The 22,813-nt window shown below is 67.4% G+C and carries 20 protein-coding genes; 11 read left to right on the top strand and 9 right to left on the bottom strand.

From position 1 onward, the window contains the following. Window positions 1-44: 44 nt before the first annotated feature. Both J3R73_RS18680 and J3R73_RS18675 read left to right on the top strand, forming a co-directional pair. Complete coding sequence (locus J3R73_RS18680) at window positions 45-734, top strand: GntR family transcriptional regulator (RefSeq protein WP_307430121.1); 690 nt, start codon at window positions 45-47, stop codon at window positions 732-734. Window positions 735-799: 65 nt separating this feature from the next. Then, a complete protein-coding gene (locus tag J3R73_RS18675) occupies window positions 800-2,197 on the top strand; it encodes an MFS transporter (RefSeq protein ID WP_307430118.1) in 1,398 nt (465 codons plus the stop codon). A 78-nt stretch (window positions 2,198-2,275) separates the two neighbouring features. Here J3R73_RS18675 and J3R73_RS18670 read toward each other — a convergent pair whose 3' ends face one another. From J3R73_RS18670 to iolG, 5 genes are all read right to left on the bottom strand, one after another. Then, window positions 2,276-3,292 carry a sugar-binding protein gene (locus tag J3R73_RS18670; RefSeq protein ID WP_307430116.1) on the bottom strand — a complete coding sequence of 339 codons (1,017 nt, stop codon included), beginning with the start codon at window positions 3,290-3,292 and terminating at the stop codon, window positions 2,276-2,278. A gap of 58 nt (window positions 3,293-3,350) precedes the next feature. Next, window positions 3,351-4,397, bottom strand: coding sequence for an ABC transporter permease (locus tag J3R73_RS18665; RefSeq protein WP_307430114.1), 1,047 nt, complete (start codon window positions 4,395-4,397; stop codon window positions 3,351-3,353). 7 nt (window positions 4,398-4,404) lie between these two features. Next, window positions 4,405-5,145 carry an ATP-binding cassette domain-containing protein gene (locus J3R73_RS18660; RefSeq protein WP_307430112.1) on the bottom strand — a complete coding sequence of 247 codons (741 nt, stop codon included), beginning with the start codon at window positions 5,143-5,145 and terminating at the stop codon, window positions 4,405-4,407. 67 nt (window positions 5,146-5,212) lie between these two features. Continuing rightward, window positions 5,213-6,334, bottom strand: coding sequence for a Gfo/Idh/MocA family protein (locus tag J3R73_RS18655; RefSeq protein ID WP_307430109.1), 1,122 nt, complete (start codon window positions 6,332-6,334; stop codon window positions 5,213-5,215). Window positions 6,335-6,357: 23 nt separating this feature from the next. Continuing rightward, on the bottom strand, window positions 6,358-7,350 hold the full coding sequence (gene iolG, locus J3R73_RS18650) for an inositol 2-dehydrogenase (protein ID WP_307430107.1): 993 nt from the start codon (window positions 7,348-7,350) through the stop codon (window positions 6,358-6,360). 444 nt (window positions 7,351-7,794) lie between these two features. Between iolG and J3R73_RS18645 the strand changes: the two genes are divergently transcribed. Continuing rightward, the gene (locus J3R73_RS18645; protein ID WP_307430104.1) at window positions 7,795-8,781 is read left to right on the top strand and encodes a Gfo/Idh/MocA family oxidoreductase; all 987 of its coding nucleotides are present in this window, start codon (window positions 7,795-7,797) and stop codon (window positions 8,779-8,781) included. Window positions 8,782-9,078: 297 nt separating this feature from the next. Beyond that, entirely contained in the window at window positions 9,079-10,131 is a 1,053-nt protein-coding gene (locus J3R73_RS18640; protein WP_307430101.1) for an IS110 family RNA-guided transposase, read from the top strand. A 4-nt stretch (window positions 10,132-10,135) separates the two neighbouring features. On the opposite strand, the gene J3R73_RS18635 is transcribed toward J3R73_RS18640, so the two are convergent. The 4 genes from J3R73_RS18635 to J3R73_RS18620 all read right to left on the bottom strand — a co-directional run bounded on the left by J3R73_RS18635 (window position 10,136) and on the right by J3R73_RS18620 (window position 14,648). Continuing rightward, a complete protein-coding gene (locus J3R73_RS18635; protein ID WP_307430099.1) occupies window positions 10,136-10,372 on the bottom strand; it encodes a hypothetical protein in 237 nt (78 codons plus the stop codon). A gap of 147 nt (window positions 10,373-10,519) precedes the next feature. After that, window positions 10,520-11,488, bottom strand: coding sequence for an ABC transporter permease (locus tag J3R73_RS18630; protein WP_307430096.1), 969 nt, complete (start codon window positions 11,486-11,488; stop codon window positions 10,520-10,522). Window positions 11,489-11,508: 20 nt separating this feature from the next. Further along, window positions 11,509-13,401, bottom strand: a complete 1,893-nt coding sequence (locus J3R73_RS18625; protein ID WP_307430094.1) for a sugar ABC transporter ATP-binding protein — start codon at window positions 13,399-13,401, stop codon at window positions 11,509-11,511. 263 nt (window positions 13,402-13,664) lie between these two features. After that, window positions 13,665-14,648 (bottom strand): substrate-binding domain-containing protein, encoded by a 984-nt coding sequence (locus J3R73_RS18620; protein WP_307430091.1) that lies wholly within the window; start codon window positions 14,646-14,648, stop codon window positions 13,665-13,667. Between the two features lie 523 nt (window positions 14,649-15,171). On the opposite strand from J3R73_RS18620, the gene iolD reads away from it, so the two are divergent. The 7 genes from iolD to J3R73_RS18585 all read left to right on the top strand — a co-directional run bounded on the left by iolD (window position 15,172) and on the right by J3R73_RS18585 (window position 22,801). Beyond that, complete coding sequence (gene iolD, locus J3R73_RS18615; protein ID WP_307430088.1) at window positions 15,172-17,013, top strand: 3D-(3,5/4)-trihydroxycyclohexane-1,2-dione acylhydrolase (decyclizing); 1,842 nt, start codon at window positions 15,172-15,174, stop codon at window positions 17,011-17,013. 108 nt (window positions 17,014-17,121) lie between these two features. Next, complete coding sequence (locus J3R73_RS18610; protein WP_307430085.1) at window positions 17,122-17,931, top strand: SDR family oxidoreductase; 810 nt, start codon at window positions 17,122-17,124, stop codon at window positions 17,929-17,931. A gap of 104 nt (window positions 17,932-18,035) precedes the next feature. After that, entirely contained in the window at window positions 18,036-18,620 is a 585-nt protein-coding gene (locus J3R73_RS18605; RefSeq protein WP_307430082.1) for a TetR/AcrR family transcriptional regulator, read from the top strand. After that, window positions 18,617-19,444, top strand: a complete 828-nt coding sequence (locus J3R73_RS18600; RefSeq protein WP_307430079.1) for an EamA family transporter — start codon at window positions 18,617-18,619, stop codon at window positions 19,442-19,444. Before J3R73_RS18605 ends, J3R73_RS18600 begins: the two co-directional genes overlap by 4 nt. 248 nt (window positions 19,445-19,692) lie before the next feature. Beyond that, a complete protein-coding gene (locus J3R73_RS18595) occupies window positions 19,693-21,057 on the top strand; it encodes an MFS transporter (RefSeq protein WP_307430077.1) in 1,365 nt (454 codons plus the stop codon). Window positions 21,058-21,167: 110 nt separating this feature from the next. Then, window positions 21,168-22,079 carry a polysaccharide deacetylase family protein gene (locus J3R73_RS18590; protein WP_307430073.1) on the top strand — a complete coding sequence of 304 codons (912 nt, stop codon included), beginning with the start codon at window positions 21,168-21,170 and terminating at the stop codon, window positions 22,077-22,079. Continuing rightward, window positions 22,076-22,801, top strand: a complete 726-nt coding sequence (locus tag J3R73_RS18585; protein WP_307430070.1) for an aspartate/glutamate racemase family protein — start codon at window positions 22,076-22,078, stop codon at window positions 22,799-22,801. Before J3R73_RS18590 ends, J3R73_RS18585 begins: the two co-directional genes overlap by 4 nt. Window positions 22,802-22,813 lie beyond the last annotated feature (12 nt).

Here is a 22,813-nt window from a genome sequence, read left to right as displayed (position 1 = left end):
GCCAGTGCATTGATATCGAGCTTCCAGGATCGGATCGTTCCAACGTGCCCAAGTCGTCTCCCCTTCCCGTCAGCCATGTTCCCAAGGGGACGCTGCAGGATCGCGTCTACCGGCAGCTTTCGGACCTCATTCTCGACGGGGGCATCGCGCCGGGGCAGACCGTGACCATCCAGGCGGTCTCCGATGCTTTCGGCGTCAGCGCCATGCCGGTGCGCGAAGCCCTGCAGCGGCTGACCGCCGCCAAGGCGCTGACCGTGATCTCGGGGCGCTCGATCGGCATTCCCCGCCTGAGCAAGGAGCGCCTGGGCGATCTCAGGCGCGTGAGGCTGGAAGTCGAGGGTCTGGCCGGCGCCTGGGCCGCCGGCCGCGCCGGCCGGCAGGACCTGGACGACCTGGAGCGGGAACTGCAGGCGCTCGCATCCGCGGCGGCGGCCGGCGATATCAAGGGCTATGTGCGGGCCAACCGGCAGTTCCATTTCGCCATTTACCGCATGGCGGGATCGGACGTGCTGCTGGGCATCATCGAGAGTCTGTGGCTGCAGATCAGCCCTTATTTCCACCTCCTGCATGCCAGCGGCAATTACGCGGTCTCCAATCGCGAGCATGCGGAAATGTTCAGGGCGATGCAGAACGGGGATGCCGCCCGCCTGCGGGCCAGCATCGTCGCCGACATCGAGGCGGCCGCCACGGTGCTGCAGGGATGCCTCGACGAGGTCCTGACCGGGGCTGCCTGAGGCTCGTCCGGAGGTCGCCTCCCGGCGCAGGGGAACGCAGGCCGAGCCTGGGCGTTGCAGCGGGGATGCAGGGCACAGCAAAGACCTCGGTCGACGGGAAGCGGAGACGGTCGCCGATCAAAGTCGTCCGGCGGTCGATCGAAGCGGTGCAGGGAAAGCAGGGCATCTGGCCGCTTCAACTGCTCAACTTCTTCATGGCGGACATGCAGGCCGGAATAGGTCCGTTCCTCGGCGTGTTCCTGGTGGTGCATGGTTGGCGGAGCGGCCTGATCGGCACCGTGATGACGGTCGGCGGCATCGCCGCCATGCTGATGACCGCGCCGGCCGGAGCGCTCATCGACGCCACCTCCCGCAAGCGCTCCTTCGTCATCATTCCCGGCATCTGCACCGTGCTGGCCTCGACGATCATCCTCTTCTCGCAGAACTTCTGGCTCGTTGCGGCCTCCCAGGTGGCGACGTCGATCGCAGGCGCGGCCATCGGGCCGGCGGTGAGCGGCATCACGCTCGGCATCGTGCGGCAGGCGGGGTTCAACAAGCAGAATGGCCGCAACCAGGCCTTCAACCACGCCGGCAACATGATCGGCGCCGGCCTGTCCGGCTTTCTCGGCTGGCGGTTCGGCCTTACCGCCGTGTTCTGGCTCGCCGCCCTGTTCGGCGTGCTGTCAATCATTTCGGTGATGCTGATCCCGCGCGAGGCGATCAATGACGGCATTGCGCGCGGCCTCAACGACGACGGCGGCGAGAACGAAGAGGTGACGGGATTCCGCGTCCTGGCCGAATCCAGGGCACTGGTCATCCTCGCCGGCGCGCTCGCCTGCTTCCATCTCGGCAACGGTGCCATGCTGCCGCTCTACGGGATTGCCGCCGTCGCCAACAAGCAGGGCGATCCCTCGGCCTTCGTCGCCACGACCATCGTGGTGGCGCAGGCGGTCATGATTGCGGTGTCGCTTGCCGCGACATGGCTGGCCGAGAAGCGCGGCTATTGGCTCATCATGCTGGTTTCGTTCATCGCGTTGCCGGTCCGCGGCCTGGTTGCGGCCTGTTTTGTCGGTCCCTGGGGCGTCTATCCCTTCCAGTTCCTGGACGGCATCGCCGAGGGGCTGCAGAGCGTGGCCGTTCCCGCGCTGGTGGCCCGCATCCTCAAGGGAACGGGCCGCGTCAACGCCGGCCAGGGCGCCGTGATGACGGTGCAGGGCATGGGTGGGGCGCTCAGCCCGGCGCTCGGAGGCTGGATCGCCGAGAAGCTCGGCTACGGCCCGATGTTTGCGATTCTCGGGAGCTTCGCGCTCGGCTCGGTGGCGCTGTGGGTCGGATTCCGCGCGCGGCTGAAGCCGGCCAGCGCCGGCCGCGGCGGGCAGGGCGCCCCGGAGGGCCGGAGGGACGCGGCCGGCAACCTCCGCAAGGAGACGACGGCCGCCGCGAAGAACGCCGGCTCGGGCGGCGATCCTGCCGATGCGCCGTGAGAGCGGCACGAGGAGGGATCAGGCAGACTCCGCGGCCGAGGGGCGGCGGGGTGAGGCCCCGCCGCGCTGTTGCGTGGGTTAGCTGCCGCCGCCGATGCAGGTCGCGACATTTTCAGGCGTGCAGACATCGAGGCCCGTATAGGTCGGATCCTTCGGCGCGGGCTTGCCGTCCTTGATGTCCTTCAGGAAATACATCGCCTTGTAGCCCATCTCGAAGGGCCGCTGTCCGACATTGCCCGAGGCGAGGCCTTCCTTGAGAAGGTCGATCTGCACCGGCAGGGTATCGGCGACGACGAGCGCCAGGGATCCCGAAGCAATGCGGTCCTTGTATTTGCTGGCGACGTTCCTGTAGGCGTCGGGCAGGAATTCGGGGAAGCCGCCGGTCGGCACGAAGGCGTCGAGGTCCGAATATTTGCCGAGGATGTCTTCCATCTGCTGCACGGATTTCGGGAAGTCGTCGTCGGTGTAGAGCGGGCAGCCGTCCACCTCGGTCCAGCCGTTCTGGCCGGCGAGGCGATCGCCAGGCGGCGTTGTGCTGGCCTTGCCGGCGAGCGTGTCGCGAATGCCCTGCATGCGTTCGTTGTGGTTGGCCGCAGCGGCGCCCCCCGACTGGATGCAGATCTTGCCGCCCTTCGGCTTGATCTTCATGACGATCTTGGCAAGGTTGACGCCGATCTCGTAATTGTGGGTGCCGACATAGGCAAGGCGCTCACCGGCCGCTTCCGGCAGAAGATCCGAATCCCAGGTCAGGACGGGGATCTTGGCGCCGGCTGCGCCCTGCAGGGCCGCCGCCATGGCCGGCGCGTTGGCCGGCGACACGGCGATGCCGTCGACGCCCTTGGTGATGAGGTCCTGGATCATCTGGGCCTGCTCGTCGCCGCCGCCATGCTCGCCGGGACCGACATAGAGGCATTCGACCTGCCCGGCGAGCTCCTTCTCGGCCTTCTTGCAGCCGGCGAGCGCCTGGTCGTAGAACGGGTTGTTGGTGTTCTTGGGCACCAGCGCGAAGGTGTATTTGTCTGCGGCACCGGCGCCGCCGGCGCTCGCCGCGAGGCCCACGGCGACCAGCGCCGTGCTCAGCATATATTTCAGCATCGTCTCCTCCAGACTTGTTGAGCCCCAAGGGGCGTTCACACGGTGCCGGTTCGACCGGTCACTCGCGTCGCTTGCCGCGAATCCGTTCGAGCAGAACCGCGAGAACCAGGAAACTTCCGACGAACACGCCCTGCCAGTTGGAATCGACGCCCGCCATCAGCAGGGAGTTGCGGATGACCTCCAGCAGGGCGGAGCCGATGAAGGCGCCGAACGCGCCGCCTTCGCCGCCCATCAGATTGGCGCCGCCGATGACGGTCGAGGCGATGGCACGCAACTCGTAACCCGTGCCGAGCGAGTTGATGGCGGATCCGGCCCAGCCGACGCTAAGGATCGCCGAGACCGCACCGCACAGGCCGGAGAAGATGTAGGCCTGCAATTTCACCCGCTTGACCGGCACGCCGGTGAGGTTCGCCGCCTGCTCGTTGCCGCCGATGGCGAGCAGATGGCGGCCCCAGGTCGTCATGCGCATCACGACCGACAGGACCAGCGTCATGGCGATCAGCACCCAGACCGGGTTGGCGACGCCGAGGAAGGCCCCCGATCCGATCGCCTTGAAAGCGGGGCCGCCATGGCCGAAATTATACAGCATCCGGTTCCCGGACATCACCACGGCGACCGAACGGGCGGCGGAGAGCATGCCGAGCGTGACGACGAAGGAGGACAGCCCGGTATAGGCGATCAGCGTGCCGTTCACCGCGCCCGCGACCGCGCCTGCGGCAAGGCCCGAGGCCACCGCCGCATACCAGGGATAGCCGCCCTCCAGCGTCAGCCCGCTGGCGACGGCGGCGAGGCCCATGATCGAGCCCACCGACAGGTCGATGCCGCCCGTGACGATCACCACCGTCGATCCCAGCGCCATGATGCCGATGAAGGCGAAGTTGCGGGTGATATTGTAGAAATTGTCCTCGGACGCGAAGCGCGGCTCGCGGATCGACATGATCGCGCAGATGACGATGAGCGCGATCGTCACCCAGAAGGCCTGGCTCGAGACCAGATGCTGCCAAAAGCCCTTCTGCTGCGCCGTCAGGACGGATTCGATCGAGACATTGGTCTCCGGCCGGCTGGCCGTGCCGGTCTTCGGATTGCTGGGAGCGGCGTCTGGCATGGCGACCTCAGGCGGCATGGATGGCACCGGTGATGAGGCCGGTGATTTCTTCCGGGGAGGAACTGGCGATGGACTTGTCGGCGACCTTGCGGCCCCGCCGCATCACCACGACGCGGTCGCAGACCTCGAACACGTCGGGCATGCGGTGCGAGATGAGCACGACCGTGATCCCCGCGTCCCGCAGCCGGCGGATCAGGCCAAGCACCTCGGCGACCTGCCGGACGCTGATGGCTGCCGTCGGTTCGTCCATCAGCACGATCTTGGCTTCGGAGAGCCGCGTCCGCGCGATGGCGACGGCTTGGCGCTGCCCGCCGGACATCTGCCGCACGAGATCGCGCGGGCGCGTCTCCGACTTGAGTTCGGCGAAGAGCTCGCCGGCCTTGCGGATCATGGCGGCATGGTCCAGCCAGCGGATCGGGCCGATGCTCTTCTTGACCTCGCGGCCGAGGAACACGTTGGCGGCGGCCGAGAGATTGTTGCACAGAGCGAGGTCCTGATAGACGACCTCGATGCCCTTGGCGCGCGCCTCCACCGGCTTGTGGAAATGCACCACCTCGTCGTCGAGGACGATCTCCCCCGAGCTGGGCGGGAAATTGCCCGCGATCAGCTTGACCAGTGTCGACTTGCCGGCGCCGTTGTCGCCCATGAGGCCGACGATCTCGCCGCGCCCGATGGTGAGATCGACGTCTGTCAGCGCATGGATGGCGCCGAAATGTTTACCGACCTTGCGAAGGTCCAGCAGAGTCATCGGCGGCTGCTCCCCGATCTGTGGCGGATGCCGGATGGCCGGCGCCCATGGTTCTGTCCGGTCATGCTCATTCGATCCTGCGCCAGGCCCGGGCACGGGACGAGTCGATCGCCGCGTCGACGACCTTCTGGATCTCCCAGGCCTCGCGGAAATCGGGGCCGTTCTTCTCGCCGCCGGCGATCGCGGCCAGGAATTCGGCGACTTCGATGGTCTTGAGGTCGTTGAAGCCGAGTTGATGGCCGGGCGCGACGCAGAACAGCCCGTAGGGGGGATGCTGCGGGCCCGCCTCGATGCGGGCGAAGCCGTTGCGCTGCGGATCGCCGTCCGCCCGGTAATGGAGGAGCTCGTTCAGCCGCTCTTGCGTGAAGACCAGGGAACCCCTGCTGCCCGTCAGCTCGAAGGCGAGCTGCATCTTGCGCCCGGTCGCGACCCAGTTCGCCTCGATGGTGCCGCCGCAGCCCCTCGCGAAGCGGACGGTGAGCCGGGCGATGTCGTCGACCTCCACCGCCCGCCGCTCGGAGGCGCCGGGCGCGGCCGGCCGGCTCGCGACCATCGTCTGCAGGTCGGCGTTCACCTCCGTGATCGGGCCGAGGAGGAAGCGGGCGAGGCCGATGATGTGGCTGCCGATATCCGCGATCGCGCCGCCGCCGCCGGCCGGATCGAGGCGCCAGCCATGCGGGGCTTCCGCGTCCGCCATGTAGTCTTCGGCATGAATGCCGCGAAAGCCGGTGATGTCGCCGAGCTCGCCCGCCTCCACCATGCTGCGCGCCAGCTTGAGGATCGGATTCTTGATGTAATTGTAGCCGACCTGGGTGACGACGCCCGCCGTCTCTGCCGCCTCCATCATCTCCCGGGCGGTGCCGGCATCCGGCGCGATCGGCTTTTCGCAATGGACGTGCTTGCCGGCGGCAATGGCGGCGAGGGCCATCTCGCGATGGGCGAGGGTCGGCGTGGTGATCGAGACGATCTCGATGCCGGGATCCTCGACGACGGCGCGCCAGTCGGTCTGCCAGCGGCGGAAGCCGAACTGGGCCGCCGCCTTTTGCGCCGCCGCGCCGTCGATGTCGGCGACGGTCTGCAGCACAGGCCGCGGGCTGTCCGGAAAGATGCCCGCGACGGCGCGATAGGCGAAGGCGTGAGCCTTGCCCATGAAGCCGGTGCCGATGATCCCGATGCCGATGTCACGCATGCCGATAGGGTTCCCGTTGCAGGTCAGACCTTGATCGCGCGGCCGGTGAGGGCCGATTCCAGCGCGCAGTCGGCCAGGCGCAGGGCCTGCCGCCCGTCCCTCGGCGTCACCGGCATCGGCGCGCCGCCCTGGACGGCATCGAGGAAGGCCTGGAGTTCGAGGCGGTAGGCGTCGGCATAGCGTTCGAGGAAGAAATTGAGCAGCGGCTCCTGCGCGTCCGTCTGCGTCCTCGTCCAGCGCCGGACGGTGGTCGCCCGCACATTCTCGTTGAGCAGCATGCCGGCGGAGCCGAAGATCTCGAAGCGCTGGTCATAGCCGTACACGGCTTCGCGGCAGCCATTGATGTGGCATTGCCGGCCCGAGGCGGTGCGCATCTGCACCATGACGGTGTCGAAATCGCCGATCTCGGCCAGCCCTGCATCGACGAGCCGGCTCGCCGTCGCCGTCACCTCGACGGGCTCCTCGCCGAGCAGCCAGCGCGCCATGTCGAAGTCGTGGATCGTCATGTCGCGGAAAATGCCACCGGAATGGCGCAGATAGCCGCTAGGCGGCAGGCCAGGGTCCCGGCTGGTGATCAGCACCTGGCGGATCTCTCCGATCTCGCCGGCATCGATGGCGTCGCGCAGCGCCCGCGCCGCCGGATCGAAGCGGCGGTTGAAGGCGATCATCACCCGCCCGCCGAGCCGCTCGATCTCCTCCACCGCGGCATCCGCCTTGGCGAGGTCGAGATCGATGGGCTTCTCGCACAGCACCGCCTTGCCCCGGCGCACCGCGTGCAGCATCAGCGGCACATGCGTGTCGGTCGGCGTGCCGATCACCACGGCATCGACATCGTCCCGCTCGATGACGGCGAGGGAATCGAAGGCGGCTTCGCAGGAAAGGCGGGCCGCCAGCTCCCGCGCGGCCTCGCCGCTGGGATCGGCGACGGCGACGAGCCGCGCCTCCCGGCTGGAGGCGACATTGGCGGCATGGATCCTGCCGATCCGTCCTGCGCCGAGGACCGCAACCCTTAACATCCGCAACTCCCACAATGGCCTTGGGGCGCCGCACCCGCGTCAATGCCGGGGGCCGGCGGCCTAAATGTCATGAAGCAAGAGAACAGGCGCCGAAGCCCGAGGCGAGATGCGGACGCCGCTCGCAGCAGGCGAGGGCACGCTATGTCGTGATGATATAATGATGCATCGGCCAAACCTCCCGTTGATCGGGCCGCTCTCCGGCGGCCTTTGCGATCGATGGCGGGAGTTTTATGCGTGCGGACCGATATTGCAACAACAATTGTCCGACAATCCGGCGGCGCGGCCTTCCAACCCTCTCCCGTGAACGCGCGCCTGCACGAAAAGCGTGTGGAACATCCGCACGGCGGGGCGAGCGGTAGAGCCGTCCGGGCGGCAATTCGACTTGTCCGGCGGGAGGGGCGGCCATAGTCTCTTTCAAAAGCCGTAAGACAGGGGGGGAGCATCGTGACGCTGCGAATAGGCGTGATCGGGACCGGCGTCATGGGCGCCGACCATGCGCGGACGATCCGGCGGCATGTCGCCCGGGCCGAGGTCGCGGCCCTCTGCGACCCCGACGCGGATCGGGCCGGCGTCGTGGCCGGCGAGATTGCCGGCGCCCGCCTCTTCTCCGATCCCCTGGCACTGATCGCCGACCCCGGCATCGACGCGGTGGTGGTGGCCTCGCCCGACGAGACCCATGCCGAATGCGTGCTCGCCTGCATCGCGGCGGGCAAGCCGGTGCTCTGCGAGAAGCCGCTGGCCGCCGGTGCCGCGGACTGCCTGCGCGTGGTCGAGGCCGAACGCGCGGCCGGGCGCCGGCTCGTCCAGGTCGGCTTCATGCGGCGCTTCGATCCGGCCTATAACGAGATGCGGCAGCGCCTGGCGAGCGGGGACTTCGGCGAGGCCCTCATGCTGCATTGCGCCCACCGCAATGCGAGCGTGCCCGCCTTCTTCCGCTCGCTGATGAGCATCACCAATGCGGCCGTGCACGAATTCGACATCGTGCGCTGGCTGCTCGATGCCGAGATCGTCGAGATCGAGGTGATGAAGCCGCGCCCGACTCGGTCGAGCGCGGCCGCCGATCCCCTGTTCATCGTCATGCGCACCGACAAGGACCAACTGGTCGACGTCGAGATCTTCATGAATGCCGGCTATGGCTACGACATCCGCACCGAGCTCGTCTGCGAGAAGGGCACGCTGACGATGGCGCCGCCCGTCCATGCCGAACAGCGCATCGGCGGCACGCAGCGCTTCCCCTTCGCGCCCGACTGGCGGCCGCGCTTCGCCGAAGCCTATCGCCGCCAGATGCAGGCCTGGGTCGATTCGATCGGCACGGACCGGCCCGTCGGCGCCGGCGCCTGGGACGGCCTGGTGGCGACCGCGATCGCCGAAGCCGGCGTGCGGGCGTTCGAAGAGGGCGGCGTGATCAAGGTGGCGCTGCCCCGCTTTTGATGCGAGCGCGTATCGTTATCACTCGTTGGTTTGATTGACGCCTTCGTAGCGCCCGGTCGGGCGCTATCGAGTGCGCCTCGCCGACAAATTCCTCTTGTATAATCAAAATCTGCCAAAATTGTCTCGCCTTGTAGAGGCGCCGGGCCTGGGGTGGCCACCCCAGGCCCGGCGGCGATCATCGGATCGTGATTCCCGAAGCCCTGGGGCTGTGGGGAAGCTGGATCGTGATCGCCTCTTCCTTCACCCCGTGTGGTTGATCGAACCTCGGGTTCGCGTAGCAAGGTTGGGGAGACGAAGATGGGCAAACTTAGCACAAAGTCCAAAATCAGTCAGGCCAGCACGGTAAAAGCTGGCTCCGTCAAAAAAGGAGGCATCGAACGCTCCGAGCCGGCGGCGGCCGCCCCCGTCAAAGACGCCGGCCGCTCAGCCGGCATCGATGTCGGCAAGGCCAAGCTGGACAGCGCCATTCACAATCAGAGTGGCGTGTGGGCGGATGAAAACGATGCGGCCGGCTGGCAAGCCGTGGTGGAGCGCTTCAAGGCCCAGGGCGTGACACGCGTCGGCATGGAGGCCAGCGGCGGCTATGAGCGGGGCATCGCCCAGGCTCTGCGCCAGGCGGGCTTCGAGGTGATCCTGCATCAGCCTATCCAGATGCGGGCTTTCGCCAAGGCCCGGCTGCAGCGGGCCAAGAATGATCGCATCGACGCGGTTCTGATCGCAGCCTTCACCGCGATTCTGGGCGGGCGAACCCACAAGCCGGATCCCCGCCTGACCGCCTTGTGGGACACGCTGGTGCATCTGGAGCAGATCGAGGCGGACGAGGCGCGCCATAAAACACGCCTCGAGCACTGCAAGGACAAGCGTGTCCGACGCATGATCGAGGCCGACATCCGCCGCTGTCGTCTGCAAAGCGGCGTCGAGGAGCGGCGGCTGCGCGATCACCTCAAGCAATATCCCGATCTCGCCGAGAAATACGAACTGCTGTTCTCCATTCCCGGCATCGGCTCGCGCACGGCAATCACCCTTGTGATCGCCATGCCCGAATTGGGAACCCTCTCACGCGAGCGGATTGCTGCCCTGGCCGGCCTCGCCCCCTTCGATTGCGACAGCGGCGACAGCCACGGCCAACGACGCATTGCCGGCGGCAGGGCCAGAGTCCGCAAAGCTCTCTACGGCGCTGCCGTCCCCGCTGCCCATTTTTGGAACCCGCAACTCAAAGCCGTCTACAAGCGCCTCATCACTGCTGGCAAAACCAAAAAGCAGGCCATGGTCGCATGCGCCAGAAAGCTTCTCATCTACGCAAATACCGTTCTCGCCAGACGCTCGCCCTGGCAAGAAAAAACACCATGAACGATTATGGTTGCTTCCATTGCACATAGGCAACGGCGGTCACGCCGATGAAGAGCAATCCGGCCATTGGCATCTGTTTCGCAAGCGTATCAAATCTTTCGGCATCGTATCGGCCATCGGACGTGAGACCCAGCCACGCCTGGCCGGCAAGGACGAATGTCAGGATGGCCAGCGCTACTCCGAAGCCCAGCGCCACGACGGTCGACGCCAGGCAGAATGCCCACGACACCATCTTCTTCATTGCTTCCCCCATCAAAAACGGCGTCCCCGCTTTGGTCGGAACGGATGACGCCCCCGTGCTTGCGCGCGCCAGGGCAATTTTTCTCTATCTTCCTATTTTGACGCATTTTCTTGATCGAAAAGTCGGTCGGCTTTTCTGGAAAATGCTTCAGCGGTTCGAGCGCCAGTTGACCAGCCGCTCGATCAGCAGGGCCACGATGATGATGGTGCCGATGGCCGATCCCTGCCAGAACGGCGACACCCTGAGCAGGTTGAGGCCGTTGCGGATCATCACCATGATCAGCACGCCGAACAGCGTGCCGATGATGGTGCCGCGGCCGCCGAACAGGCTGGCGCCGCCGATCACCACGGCGGCGATGGCGTCGAGCTCCATCTGGTTGCCCATCAAGGGATCGGCCGAGAGCAGCTGGGCGATGGAGAAGGTGGCCGCCACCGCCGCGAGGGCGCCGGAGACGACATAGGGCAGCACCGAGTAGAACAGGACGTTCAGCCCCGCGGCGCGCGCGGCTTCCTTGTTCGAGCCGACGGCATAGATGGTGCGCCCGCCCTTGGTGTAGGTGAGATAGGCCCAGGCGATGATGTAGAGGGCGAGCAGGAACAGGACGTTGCTGGGAATGCCGAACACGGTGGCATAGACGATGTTCGACAGGGCATCCGGAATGTCGGAAATCGCGGTCTGGCCCGAGAAGATGTAGGCGAGGCTGCGCCCGATCGCCATCACGCCCAGGGTGACCACGAAGGCGGCGAGGCCGAAATAGGCGGTCAGGATGCCCGAGACCAGGCCGATGCCGGCGCCGGCGAGGACGGCGCAGAGGATCGCGACGGGGATCGGCAGCTGTTGCAGGGCGAGGCCGAGGATGATGCCGGTCACCCCGACCACCGAGCCGACCGACAGGTCGATGCCGCCGGTGAGGATCACCATCGTCATGCCGACGGAGACGATGCCGATCACCACCGACTGGTCGAGGATGTTGAAGAGGTTGGAGCTGGTGAGGAAATAGGGGGAGAGGACGGACAGGCAGGCGGCGATGACGACGGCGAGGCCGAGCATGCGGATTTCGAGCCGGCGGAACAGGCCGCTGAAGACCGTCTTGGAGGAAAGCGAGTTGGTTGTCACGATGTCCTGGCCCTTGCCTGTCAGTCCGACGCGCCGAGGGTCGCCACCTTCGCCTGGATGGCGGCAGGGGGCGGCAGATTGCTGGTGCCGGGCAAGGTGAGGCCCACCCAGCCGAGGTCGTGCCCGCGCCGGCTGCGCACGGGAACGAGGATGGTTGATCGCCGGTTGTCGGCTTCCGGCACGAAGAACGGCTCGCGGCGGCTGAGGGCGAGCGGGATCTGCGTGGCGTCGATGCGGCTCGCCTCGCCCGGGCGCACGCCGATATCCACGCCCCCGGCCGAAGCGGCGGAACTCAGGCAGATGATCTCGTTCTTCTCGAGCAGCGCCCAGAAGCCCGTGCCGCCATGCTCGCCGGTCAGCGCGCGCAGGAATTCGGTGTTGCGCGCGGTCGAGGTCCGCGGTGCGGCGAGCAGCGTCAGCTTTTCCTCGTCGAGCAGCGCCGCCGGCAGGTCGGCGATGCTGGCGCCGTCGCTGATGACGACGATGCGGCTGCACAGTCCCAGCAATTCCTCGAAATCGGAGGAAATGACGAGCACGGCGACGCCGCCGGCGGCGATCTCGCGCAGGATGGCGTAGATCGAGGTGCGCGTGCCGATGTCGACGCCCTTGGTCGGCTCGTCGAGGATGAGGACCTTGGGTTCCAGCAGGAGCCAGCGCGCGATCACCACCTTCTGCTGCATGCCGCCGGAGAAGGTGAGCAGGCTGGCGTCGAGCCGGTCGGCCGGGAGGTCGAGCTTGGCGATCAGCGTCTCCAGCTGGCGCTGCCGCCGCCCGTAGCGCAGGCCGAAGCCCTTGTCGGCGCCGATATGGGCGAGCAGGAGATTCTCGCGTACCGTCAGGTCCGGCACGATGCTCTGGTAGCGCCGGTCTTCCGCCACCATGCCGATGCCGGCCCGGACCGCATCGGCGGGCTTGCGGGGATCGATGAGCGCGCCGTCGACCCTGATCGTCCCCCCGGTCCGGGGCCTGAGCCCGAAGATCGCCTCGGCCGTTTCCGAACGCCCGGCGCCGACCAGCCCGCCCAGGCCGACGATCTCGCCGCGGCGGACCGAAAAGGAGACGTCGCGCACCGCCGGCCGCGCCGCCAGCTTCTCGATTTCGAGAACCACCGGCTCCTCCCGGCCCGTTTCCACGGAAGCGCGCCGGGCATAGACCATGCCGATGTCCTGCCCGACCATGTGGCGGATGATGTCGGACTGGCCGAGGCCGGCGGTCGGCAGCGATCGGGCGACCGTACGGCCCTCGCGCATGATCGTCACCCGGTCGGTGATGGCGAACACCTCCTCCAGCCGGTGGGAGACGAAGATCAGGCCGCGTCCGTCCTCGCGCAGCCGCGCCATGATGTCGAAGAGGCGCTCGACCTCGGTGGGGCTGAGCGAAGCGGTCGGCTCGTCGAAGATGAGGAGATTGGCATCGAGCGCCAGCGCCTTGGCGATCTCGACGAGCTGGCGCTGCGCAGCGGAAAGGCGGCGGACCTCCTCGTCCAGCGGCAAGGCGTGTTCATGGCCGAGCCTCTGCAGGATCTCGCCGGCCTTGCGGCGCATCCTCGCATAGGAGAGCCGTCCCGGCCGGCCGAGTTCGGGCAGGAAGATGTTCTCGATCACCTGCATGTCCGGCGCCAGGCTGGTCTCCTGGCTCACCAGGGCGATGCCGGCGCGCAGCGCCTCGCGCGTCGACTGCAGCCGCAGGGGTTGGCCGAGATAGGTGATGGCGCCGGCATCCGGCTTGATGAGGCCGCAGATCACGCGCGACAGCGTCGACTTTCCCGCCCCGTTGGCGCCCAGCAGGCCGTGAACCTCGCCGCGGCGCAGCTCGAGATCGGCATCGACCAGCGCGCGGGTCCGCCCGAAGCTCCTGGCGATGCCGGTCGCGGTCAGCATGAGTGCGGAGGAACTGTCGGTCGCGTCGGTCAAGTGGCATATATCCGGGAGAGGGGCTGTTCGAGAGCGGATGACGAAGGCATCGATTCAGAGAAAATGTCGCGATTTTCCTTCTCCCAGGCGGGAGAAGGAGGTGCGCAGCGCCGGATGAGGGTCTGACATTCGACAATTCGAGTGTGACCAATCGAGTTGTCCTAGTCGAGGCTTAGACCCTCATCCCCCGCCGGGACCTTCTCCCGACACGGGAGAAGGCTCGCAATGCATGAACGGGACGTCGGTCATCCCGACGCCCCGCCTCATTTCACCTCGTTGGCGAACACCGTTTCCTTCACCGTCGGCAGCAATTGGTCGATGTTCTTGCTGGTGACCACCAGGATCGGCACCAGGATCTGCTTTTCCGGCGTGCCGCCTTCCAGGTGGGTGAACAGGGCCTGCGCCGACTTCTCGCCCATCAAATAGGGCTGCTGCATGCCGGAGACCACGATGTCGCCGGACTTCAGGAGGTCGACGAATTCGGGAATGCCGTCGAAGGCGGCGACCAGGACCTGCCCGTCGCGATGCGCCGCCTTGATGGCGCGCAGTGCGCCGACCGCCGGCTGGTCGGTCTGCACGAACAGCGCCCGCATGTCGGGATTGGCCGTCAGCATGTCCTGCGTGAACTTGAAGGTTTCGTCGGCGGTGTAGGACTGCATCTGCTGCAGCCCCGCATCACCCTTGATGCCGGCCGCCGCCAGCGCGTCCTTGAAGCCCTTGGTGCGGGCCTGGCCGTTCTTGCGGGCCTGCGAGATCGACACGATGCCGACCGAGCCGTCCTGCCAGCCCTTCGCCTTCAGCAGTTCGGCGAGCGCCTTGCCGACGCCGTTCGCGCCCTCGTAATTGTCCGAGATGATGAAGGAGACATATTCGCCGCTGTTGGTGCCGATATCGCCGATGACGACGGGAATGTTGGCGCGCTTGGCCAGTTGCAGGACGGTCGGCGCCGTCGAGCTGTCGGTCGGCGAGATCACGATGCCGGCGACGCCGCGGGCGATCGCATCCTGCGCGTTCTGCAGCTGCGTCTGGGCGCTGTTGTGGGAATCGAGCGCCTGGAAGCCGTAGCCCTTCTCCTTGGCGACCTTCTCGACGCCTTTCGACAGATAGCGCCAGAACGGCAGGTCGAGACCCGGCGTGAGATAGACGATTTCCTTGGAGGCCGCGGCCGCCGGCTGCGCCATGCCGAGATCGAGGGCGGCGGAGGCGGCGGTGGCCAAGGCCAGCCCGACGAAGGTACGACGTTTCATGGACATGCTCTCCCTGAGTGGCCGCCTCTGTTTTGCGGGCGGCAATTGGTTGTTTCCGGGTCGACTGTGGCGGCGCTCGCCCGCGACGAAACCGCTTCGCCGCCGGCCGGGCCGTCCGATTGGATCGTCGGTGATTGCGCATGGCGGCAGCCGCCCGTGCCGCCCGAGAGCGCATGGTGCGGGGCCGGAAGCCTCCCTGTCGTTCCGGAACGAAACTGTATCGCTGGTCCGTTGAGCGGACCAGTGAGAGGCTATCGTCGCAGGCCGAGGCCTGTCAAGGCGATGGCGGCGCTTCAGGACACCTCATCCCCTGGGGCCGCGGCGTTTCACGCCTTGCGCGATCCCCCGTGGATGTCGTGCACCAAAGCGGCGGGGAGGACGGGCTGACCGTCAGGGCCGATCGAACGCCTTCAACAGCGCTTGTGCCCCGATAGTCCTTGCGCCCGAGGCATTTCGCAATAAGCTTCCGGCAACAAAAAGGAGCGCCCGGCGAGGCGATCCACCGCAGGGACGGGAGGAGCGAATGTCGACCATCCGCTGCACGATGGCGCAGGCCGTGGTGCGTTATCTCTGCAACCAGTTCACCATCATCGACGACGAGAGAGCGCCGCTGTTTCCCGGCGTCTTCGCCATCTTCGGCCACGGCAACGTCACGTGCCTGTCCGAAGCGCTCGAAGCGGCGCGGGAGGTGCTGCCGACCTGGCGCGGCCAGAACGAGCAGTCGATGGCGCTGGCGGCGATCGGCTTCGCCAAGGCCAGGCGCCGCCGCCAGATCATGGTCGCCGCCACCTCGATCGGCCCCGGCGCGCTCAACATGATCACCGCGGCCGGCGTCGCCCATGCCAACCGCCTGCCGATCCTCATGATCTCGGGGGACACATTCATCAACCGCCGGCCGGATCCGGTGATGCAGCAGGTCGAGCATTTCGGCGACCCGACCGTCAACGTCAACGACGCCTTCAAGGCGGTGACGCGCTACTGGGACCGCATCGTCCATCCCGAGCAGATCATCTCCTCCCTCCCGCAGGCCGTCGCGACCCTGCTGGACCCTGCCGATTGCGGCCCCGCCTTCCTCGCCTTGCCGCAGGACGTGCAGGAGATCGCCTGGGACTACCCGGCCGCCTTCTTCGAGGAGACCGTCCATGCCATCCCGCGCCCGCGTCCCGACCGGGACCGCCTCGCCCAGGCGCTCGCCCTGTTGAGGGCAGCGAAGCGCCCGCTGATCATCTCGGGTGGGGGCGTACGCTATTCCGGGGCCGAGGACGCGCTCGGCGCCTTCGCCGCCGATCACGGCATTCCCGTGGCCGAGACCATCGCCGGCAAGGGCGCCCTCACGCATGACCATCCGGCCCATATCGGCCCGATCGGCATCGTCGGCTCGACCTCGGCCAATGCCCTGGCGGCCGAGGCCGACGTGATTCTCGCCGTGGGGACGCGGCTGATGGACTTCACCACGGGGTCCTGGACCTGTTTCCGACAGGACGCCAAATTCGTTTCCGTCAACGCGGCGCGGCACGATGCGACCAAGCACCGTGCGCTCGCGGTGGTCGGCGATGCCCGCGAAACCCTCGCCGAACTCGATGCGGGCATGGCGGGATGGCGGGCCGACGCCGCCTGGACGCAGAAGGGACGCCTCGAATTCGCGCGCTGGAACGCGATGCTCGACGGTTTCCAGAAGCCGACCAACGATCCCGTGCCGACCTATGCGCAGGTCATCGGCGTGGTCAACGCCAAGGCGGACGACCGTGATCTCCTCATCACTGCGGCCGGGGGATTGCCGGGCGAGGTGATGAAGAACTGGCGGGTCAAGGCGCCCCACACCTTCGACTGCGAGTTCGGCTTCTCCTGCATGGGCTACGAGATCGCCGCGGGGTGGGGTGCGGCGATGGCCGATCCGTCCCGCACGCCCATCGTCATGGTCGGCGACGGCAGCTACATGATGATGAATTCGGACATCTATTCGACCGTGCTGTCGGGCCACAAGCTTATCGTCGTGGTCTGCGACAATGGCGGCTATGCCGTCATCAACCGCCTGCAGAACGCCAAGGGCATCGCCTCCTTCAACAATCTGATCCGCGACTGCCGGGTGAAGGAGCCGTTCCCGGTGGATTTCGCCGGACATGCCCAGGCGATGGGCGCGCTGACCCGCAAGGTCGAGAGCCTCGCCGATCTCGGCCAGGCCCTCGACTGGGCCAAAGGAAACGATCGCACGACGGTGATCTCGATCGTCTCCGACGCCTTCACCTGGACGCCGGGCGATGCCTGGTGGGACGTCGGCGTACCCGAGACCAGCGCGAATCCGCGCGTGCTCGAAGCCGCCGGAGCCCAGCAGCAGGGCCGCAGGAAGCAGCGCGTCGGCGTCTGAGCCGGCAGGAGACCTCAGGCGCCGTCCGGCGGGCCGGGCAGCGGCGAGGAATGACGGCGGAAACAGGCTCGGAACGTCAATTCGGCATCATCATCGAAGGGCAGGACCGTGAGTCAATTCGAGGGTAAGATCGCCGTCGTTACCGGCGGCACGCAGGGGCTCGGCGCCGCGATCGCGCATCTGTTCGGCGAGCGCGGCGCGGCGGGCATCGTCATCTGCGGCCGCTCGCGCGACAAGGGCGAGGCGCGGGCGCGCGAGATCGCCGAAGTCACCGGCGCCCGGGTGGTCTACGTGCCGGCCGATCTCGCCAGAGTGGAGGATTGCCGCGCGGTCATGGCGAAGGCGGATGCCGAATTCGGACGCGTCGACGCCCTCGTCAATGCGGCGGCGATCACCGATCGCGGCACCATCCTCGACACCACGCCGGACCTCTTCGACAGGATGTTCGCCGTCAATGTCCGCGCGCCGTTCTTCCTGATGCAGGATGCGATCAAGCTGATGCGCCGGGAGAGCGTCGAGGGAACGATCGTCAACATCTGCTCGATGTCGGCCAAGGCCGGCCAGCCCTTCATCGCCGCCTATTGCGGCTCCAAGGGGGCGCTGGCGACGCTGACGCAGAACACCGCCTATGCGGTGCTGCGCAACCGCATCCGCGTCAACGGCCTCAACATCGGCTGGATGGCGAGCGACGGCGAGGACCGCATCCAGCGCGAATTCCACGGTGCGCCCGACGACTGGCTCGCGGCGGCGGCGGCAGCCCAGCCCTTCGGCCGGCTCATCGATCCCTATGAGGTCGCCCGGGCCGTCGCCTTCCTGTCGAGCGACGAATCGGGCCTGATGACGGGATCGATGGTGAATTACGACCAATCGGTCTGGGGCGCCTATGATGCCTCGCCCCATCCGGCGGCGCCGCTCTGAACCCGCCGCCTGCGCGTGCGGTGACATGCGGTCGGAACGCCGTTGACGAGGGAGGCAATAGGGCCGATAGATGAGACAGACCTGTCTCATCACCTGGTGCCCCCATGATTCGAGCCGCCCCGACGATCGACAAGCGCCGGCATATCGTCGAGACCGCCTATGGGCTGTTCAAGCGCGCCGGCTACCACGCCGTCGGCATCGACCGCATCATCGCCGAAGCGGACGTGGCGAAGATGACGATGTACCGTCATTTTCCCAACAAGGACGGCCTCATCGTCGAAGTCCTCGAATATCGTGCCAGGCGGTTCGAAGCGCAGCTCGACGGGCTGGCCGCCATGGCGACGACCCCGCGGGAAAAAATCGGAACGATCGTCGGCTGGTATGAGCGCTGGTTTCGCAGCGCGGATTTTCACGGCTGCCTTTTCGCCCATGCCCTGGCCGAGTTCGGGGAGCCCGGCCACCCGGTCTTCGCGGCGGTCGCCCGGCAGAAGGACGGCTTCAGGCAGCGCCTGCGGCTGCTTCTCGACGGCGCGATGCCCGGCGACCGGGCGGACGATGCTGCCACGGCGCTGTTCATGCTCTTCGAAGGCGCTTCCCTCTTGGCCCAGCTCGGCCGGGAAGAGGAGGCCGTCCGAAGCCTCCGCGCCATGGTGCCCGTGATCATGGCGGCGGGAGGCGACCTGCCGTGACCCCCACCGTCATCGCGCTCGCCTTGTTCGCGGCCGTCCTGCACGCGACATGGAATGCGGTCCTGCGCATCGGCGCGGACAGGCTGTGGACCGTCACCGTCATGAGTTCCGCCATGACGGCGGTCGCCATCCCCTTCGCCTTCGTGCTGCCCCTGCCGCCGTCTTCGGCGTGGCCGTATCTCGTGCTCTCCTCCTGCCTCCAGGTCGGCTACAGCGTCTTTCTCGTCGCCGCCTACCGGCACGGGGAGCTGGGGCAGGTCTATCCCGTCGTCAGGGGCAGCGTGCCGCTGCTGGTGACGCTGGGCGGCCTCGGCCTGGCCGGACAGGCGCTCGCCCCGCTGCCGATGGTCGGGGTCGTCCTCGTCGCGCTCGGCATCATGAGCCTCGCTTCGGGCAGGGGGCGGGCGGGCCTTTCGTCCATCCTGCTGGCGCTGGCGACGGCGGTCTTCATCGCCGGCTACACCATGGTCGATGCGATCGGGGTGCGGCAGGCGGCCAGCCCGGCGGTCTATGCGACCTGGATCTGCCTGCTCTACGGCACGCTCCTGCCCGCGACCTTCGTCCTGATGCGTGGAAGGCTCGCGGTGGATCTGCGGTCGCGCGAGACCCACAAGGCGCTGGCCGGCGGCGTGCTCTCGCTGGTGGCCTATGCGGCCGTCATCGCCGCGTTCGCCCTCGGGCCGGCGGGGCCGATCACGGCGCTGCGCGAGACGAGCGTCGTCTTCGCGGCGGTGATCGGCCGGGTCTTCCTCGCCGAAACACTGACGCCGCGGCGTATCGGCGCCTGCCTTGTCGTCGCCCTCGGCGCCATCTGCCTGGCATGACCGGTCGCCACGTTTGCCGGCGTGTGAAATAGTGTATATCTACTATTTCAACAATCGGATCTCGATTCAAAGGAATATGCTTTTGAAATTGGCTATTTCTCCATCGATATTGCCAAAATATGGGGCATCATGCTCAAAGTTTCGACGGATGGAATTTTCGTAGACAATCGTCATTGTACGTATTTGAGGTTTCACATAGCGTCCTGCTGTCGATGCCCTTCCGGCGTCGCGGCCAGGGAGTTACGACGATGAATATGCCTGCCTATTCATCTGGAATCGATGTCGGCGCACCGGCGGACGGCCGGGACGCCGCCGCTCCGGATTTCGCGCCTTTCACCAGCGGCCAGATCACCTACACCGCGATCGTGGCCCTCGTGGCCTGGACCTTCGCGGTCTACGATCTCATCACTTTCGGCAACCTCCTGCCGGCGATCCAGCAGGCGTTCCAGTGGAGCAATCCGACGGCCTCCTTCGTGGCGACGCTGGTCGGGCTCGGGTCCCTCGTCGTCGCCCTCGCGGTGGGCCCGATGATCGACCTGGTGGGCCGCCGTTTCGCCCTGATGGCGACGACCGGGGGAGCGGCGATCAGCTCCGGCCTCACCGCCCTGGCGCTTGGTCCGGCGTCGCTCGTCCTCGTCCGGGCCCTGTCGGGCTTCGGCATGTCCGAGCAGGCGGTGAATGCCGCCTATCTCAACGAGGTCTTTTCGGCGCGGGGCAAGGGCTTCCTCTACGGTATCGTGCAGGCCGGCTGGCCGCTCGGCGTCATGCTGTCGGCGGGCCTTGCGGCGGTGCTGCTTCCCGTCATCGGCTGGCGCGGCGTCTTCCTGGTGGCGGCGCTTCCGCTCTTGGTGATGCTGGCCCTGCGCTTCGGCCTCAGGGAATCGCCCTATTTCCTCAAGCTCCAGCACCTGCGCAGGCTCAAGGCGGCCGGTCGGGCCGCCGAGGCCGAGACGTTGAGCGGGCAGTGGCAGCTCGATCCTGGTACGAACGAAAGCAGAAACACCTATGCTCCGCTGTTCGCCCCGGCGCTGCGCCGCCATTCGATCGCCCTGGGCGCGACCTTCTTCTTCAAGATCATCGCGGATTCGCAGCTGACCGTGCTCGCGACATCGGTGCTGGCGCAGACCAAGGGCATCGAACTCACCAGCGCCCTGTGGACGGTGTTCATCGGCAACGGCGTCGCCCTGCTCGGCTATCTCTTCTTCGGCTGGCTCGGCGACCGCATCGGACGGCGCGAGACGGTGATCGCCGCGCAGGTCATGGCGGCGATCTGCACGGTGCTGCTGCTGTTCGTGGCGCAGGGCTTCGCCGTCGTCGTGCTGTTCTACGCGCTGGTCCTGTTCTTCGCCCAAGGCGCCGCCGCGCCGTTCTTCGCCTATGTCGGCGAATCCTATCCCACGCGCATGCGCGGTTCGGGAGCCGCCTATATCAACGTGGCCGGACCGGTGGGCGGCATCTTCGGCCCGCTGATCTATGGCGGGCTGCAGAGCGCCGGGGCGGCACCGGCCGTCGCCGCCGCATCGGGCGCTGTCGCGGCGCTGGCGGCGGCTCTCTGCCTGTTCGCCGCCCGCTCGATCCGGCCGGGACAGAACCTCGCCGCGATCTCCCATTGACCGCGGCGCACCGCGCCTTTTCCGACCGGCGTCGCTGCGCCGCGATGACCCTGAGCAATCCCCGTCGACGGCCCGACAGGCCGTCGGCATTGTTTTTCAGTGAGCATGGCATGACCTTCCCTTCCTCCGAACGCGACTTCATCGGCTATGGCGAGAACCCGCCGGCCCCCCGCTGGCCCGGCGAGGCGCGCGTGGCGGTCTCCTTCGTCGTCAACATCGAGGAAGGCGCCGAGCATTCGATCGCCGACGGCGACGACCGCAACGAGGGCGTCTATGAGGCGATCGACGAGATCGAGGGATATCCGGACCCCTGCCAGGACACCCATTACGAATACGGCACCCGCATCGGCTATTGGCGCATCATGCAGGCCCTGGCGGCCAGCGATGCCCCGGCGACGCTGAGCGCCTGCGGCCGCGCCATCGAGCGCTCGCCCTGGCTGGCGCGCGACGGCGTCGCCCGCGGCCATGAGATCTCCTGCCATGGCTGGCGCTGGGAACGCCATGCCGGCATGGCCGAGGCCGCCGAGCGCGTGGCCATCGCCCGCACGGCCGAGACCATCCGCCGCGCGGCCGGCGTGGCGCCGGTCGGCTGGCACACCCGCTCCGCGCCGTCGGTGAACACGCGCCGCCTCCTTATCGAGCATGGCGGCTTCCTCTATGACAGCGATGCCTATAACGACGAACTGCCCTATTTCGCCTCGGCGGGTGGCCGCCGGCATGTGGTGCTTCCCTACAGCTTCGACACCAACGACATGCATTTCCACAGCCGCAGCCAGCGTTTCGTCAGCGCCCGCGACTTTGCCGATTATGTCGTCGCGAGCTATGACCGGCTCTGGCGCGAAGGCGCGCACCAGCCGCGCATGATGTCGGTCGGGTTGCATCTGCGCATGATCGGCAGGGCAGGGCGGATCGACGGGCTGGAGACGGTGCTGCGCCATATGCGGCAGACCGGCGGGACCTGGATCGCCCGTCGCGATGCCATCGCCCGCCACTGGCTGGCGCGGTTCGGCGAGGCGGCATGACGCGCCTGCTGCTGATCAATCCCAATATATCGACGGCGATGACCGCGGCGATCCGGACGGCGGCGCTCGCTCGGTTGCCCGCCGGCGCCGAACTCGCCGCCGTCACCGCGTCCTTCGGCTTTCCCGTGATCGCCAGCCGCCTGTCCTACGCGGTGGCCGCCCATGCCGCCGTCGACGCCTATGCGGCCCATGCGGACGCCTGCGATGCCGTGATCCTCGCCTGCTTCGGCGATCCCGGCCTCGAAGCCTTGCGGGAAATCGCGCCGGTGCCGGTGATCGGCTTTGCCGAGGCCTCCTTCCACGCCGCCCGGGACAGGGGAAGGCCTTTCGCCGTCCTCACCATCGGGCGGCCCTGGATCGCGATGATCGACGAAAGGGTCCGTCTCGCGGGAGCCGGCGACGGGTATGTCGGGACCTTCGCCCTCGACGGTACCGGCCTCGATGCGATGAGGGACCCGGGCGCGGTTCTCCGGCGTCTGGAAGGGGAAGTCCGCCGGGCGACGGCGGCGGGAGCGCGCACCGTGATCCTCGGCGGGGCGGCCCTCGCGGGATTTGCCGCCAGCCTGCCGCCGGTGGCCGACTATGTCGACTGCGTCCAGGCGGCAATGGCCGAGGCCGCCATGGCGCGAGGAAGTTCCGGCTTCGAGCCGGTTCCCCAGCCCGGCCCGGCCGCCGGGCTCTCGCCGGCGCTTCAAAAGCGGGCAGGCCTGCGGGTCCCCTGAAGATTGATGCGC

Origin of the sequence: Labrys monachus, from assembly GCF_030814655.1 — a bacterium.
In the GTDB taxonomy this organism is placed as follows: domain Bacteria; phylum Pseudomonadota; class Alphaproteobacteria; order Rhizobiales; family Labraceae; genus Labrys; species Labrys monacha.
The sequence above is the reverse complement of the archived record's forward strand: the minus strand, read 5'-3'. Positions and strand labels throughout refer to the sequence as shown.

Bases quoted from the DNA above. Each gene is read 5' to 3' on its own strand.
- J3R73_RS18605 (WP_307430082.1), top strand. From the start codon at position 18,036: ATGATTCGAGCCGCCCCGACGATCGACAAGCGCCGGCATATCGTCGAG.
- iolD (WP_307430088.1), top strand. From the start codon at position 15,172: ATGTCGACCATCCGCTGCACGATGGCGCAGGCCGTGGTGCGTTATCTC.
- J3R73_RS18665 (WP_307430114.1), bottom strand. From the start codon at position 4,397: ATGCCAGACGCCGCTCCCAGCAATCCGAAGACCGGCACGGCCAGCCGG.
- iolG (WP_307430107.1), bottom strand. From the start codon at position 7,350: ATGTTAAGGGTTGCGGTCCTCGGCGCAGGACGGATCGGCAGGATCCAT.
- J3R73_RS18620 (WP_307430091.1), bottom strand. From the start codon at position 14,648: ATGAAACGTCGTACCTTCGTCGGGCTGGCCTTGGCCACCGCCGCCTCC.
- J3R73_RS18590 (WP_307430073.1), top strand. From the start codon at position 21,168: ATGACCTTCCCTTCCTCCGAACGCGACTTCATCGGCTATGGCGAGAAC.
- J3R73_RS18640 (WP_307430101.1), top strand. From the start codon at position 9,079: ATGGGCAAACTTAGCACAAAGTCCAAAATCAGTCAGGCCAGCACGGTA.
- J3R73_RS18635 (WP_307430099.1), bottom strand. From the start codon at position 10,372: ATGAAGAAGATGGTGTCGTGGGCATTCTGCCTGGCGTCGACCGTCGTG.
- J3R73_RS18660 (WP_307430112.1), bottom strand. From the start codon at position 5,145: ATGACTCTGCTGGACCTTCGCAAGGTCGGTAAACATTTCGGCGCCATC.
- J3R73_RS18675 (WP_307430118.1), top strand. From the start codon at position 800: ATGCAGGGCACAGCAAAGACCTCGGTCGACGGGAAGCGGAGACGGTCG.
- J3R73_RS18585 (WP_307430070.1), top strand. From the start codon at position 22,076: ATGACGCGCCTGCTGCTGATCAATCCCAATATATCGACGGCGATGACC.
- J3R73_RS18670 (WP_307430116.1), bottom strand. From the start codon at position 3,292: ATGCTGAAATATATGCTGAGCACGGCGCTGGTCGCCGTGGGCCTCGCG.
- J3R73_RS18655 (WP_307430109.1), bottom strand. From the start codon at position 6,334: ATGCGTGACATCGGCATCGGGATCATCGGCACCGGCTTCATGGGCAAG.
- J3R73_RS18595 (WP_307430077.1), top strand. From the start codon at position 19,693: ATGAATATGCCTGCCTATTCATCTGGAATCGATGTCGGCGCACCGGCG.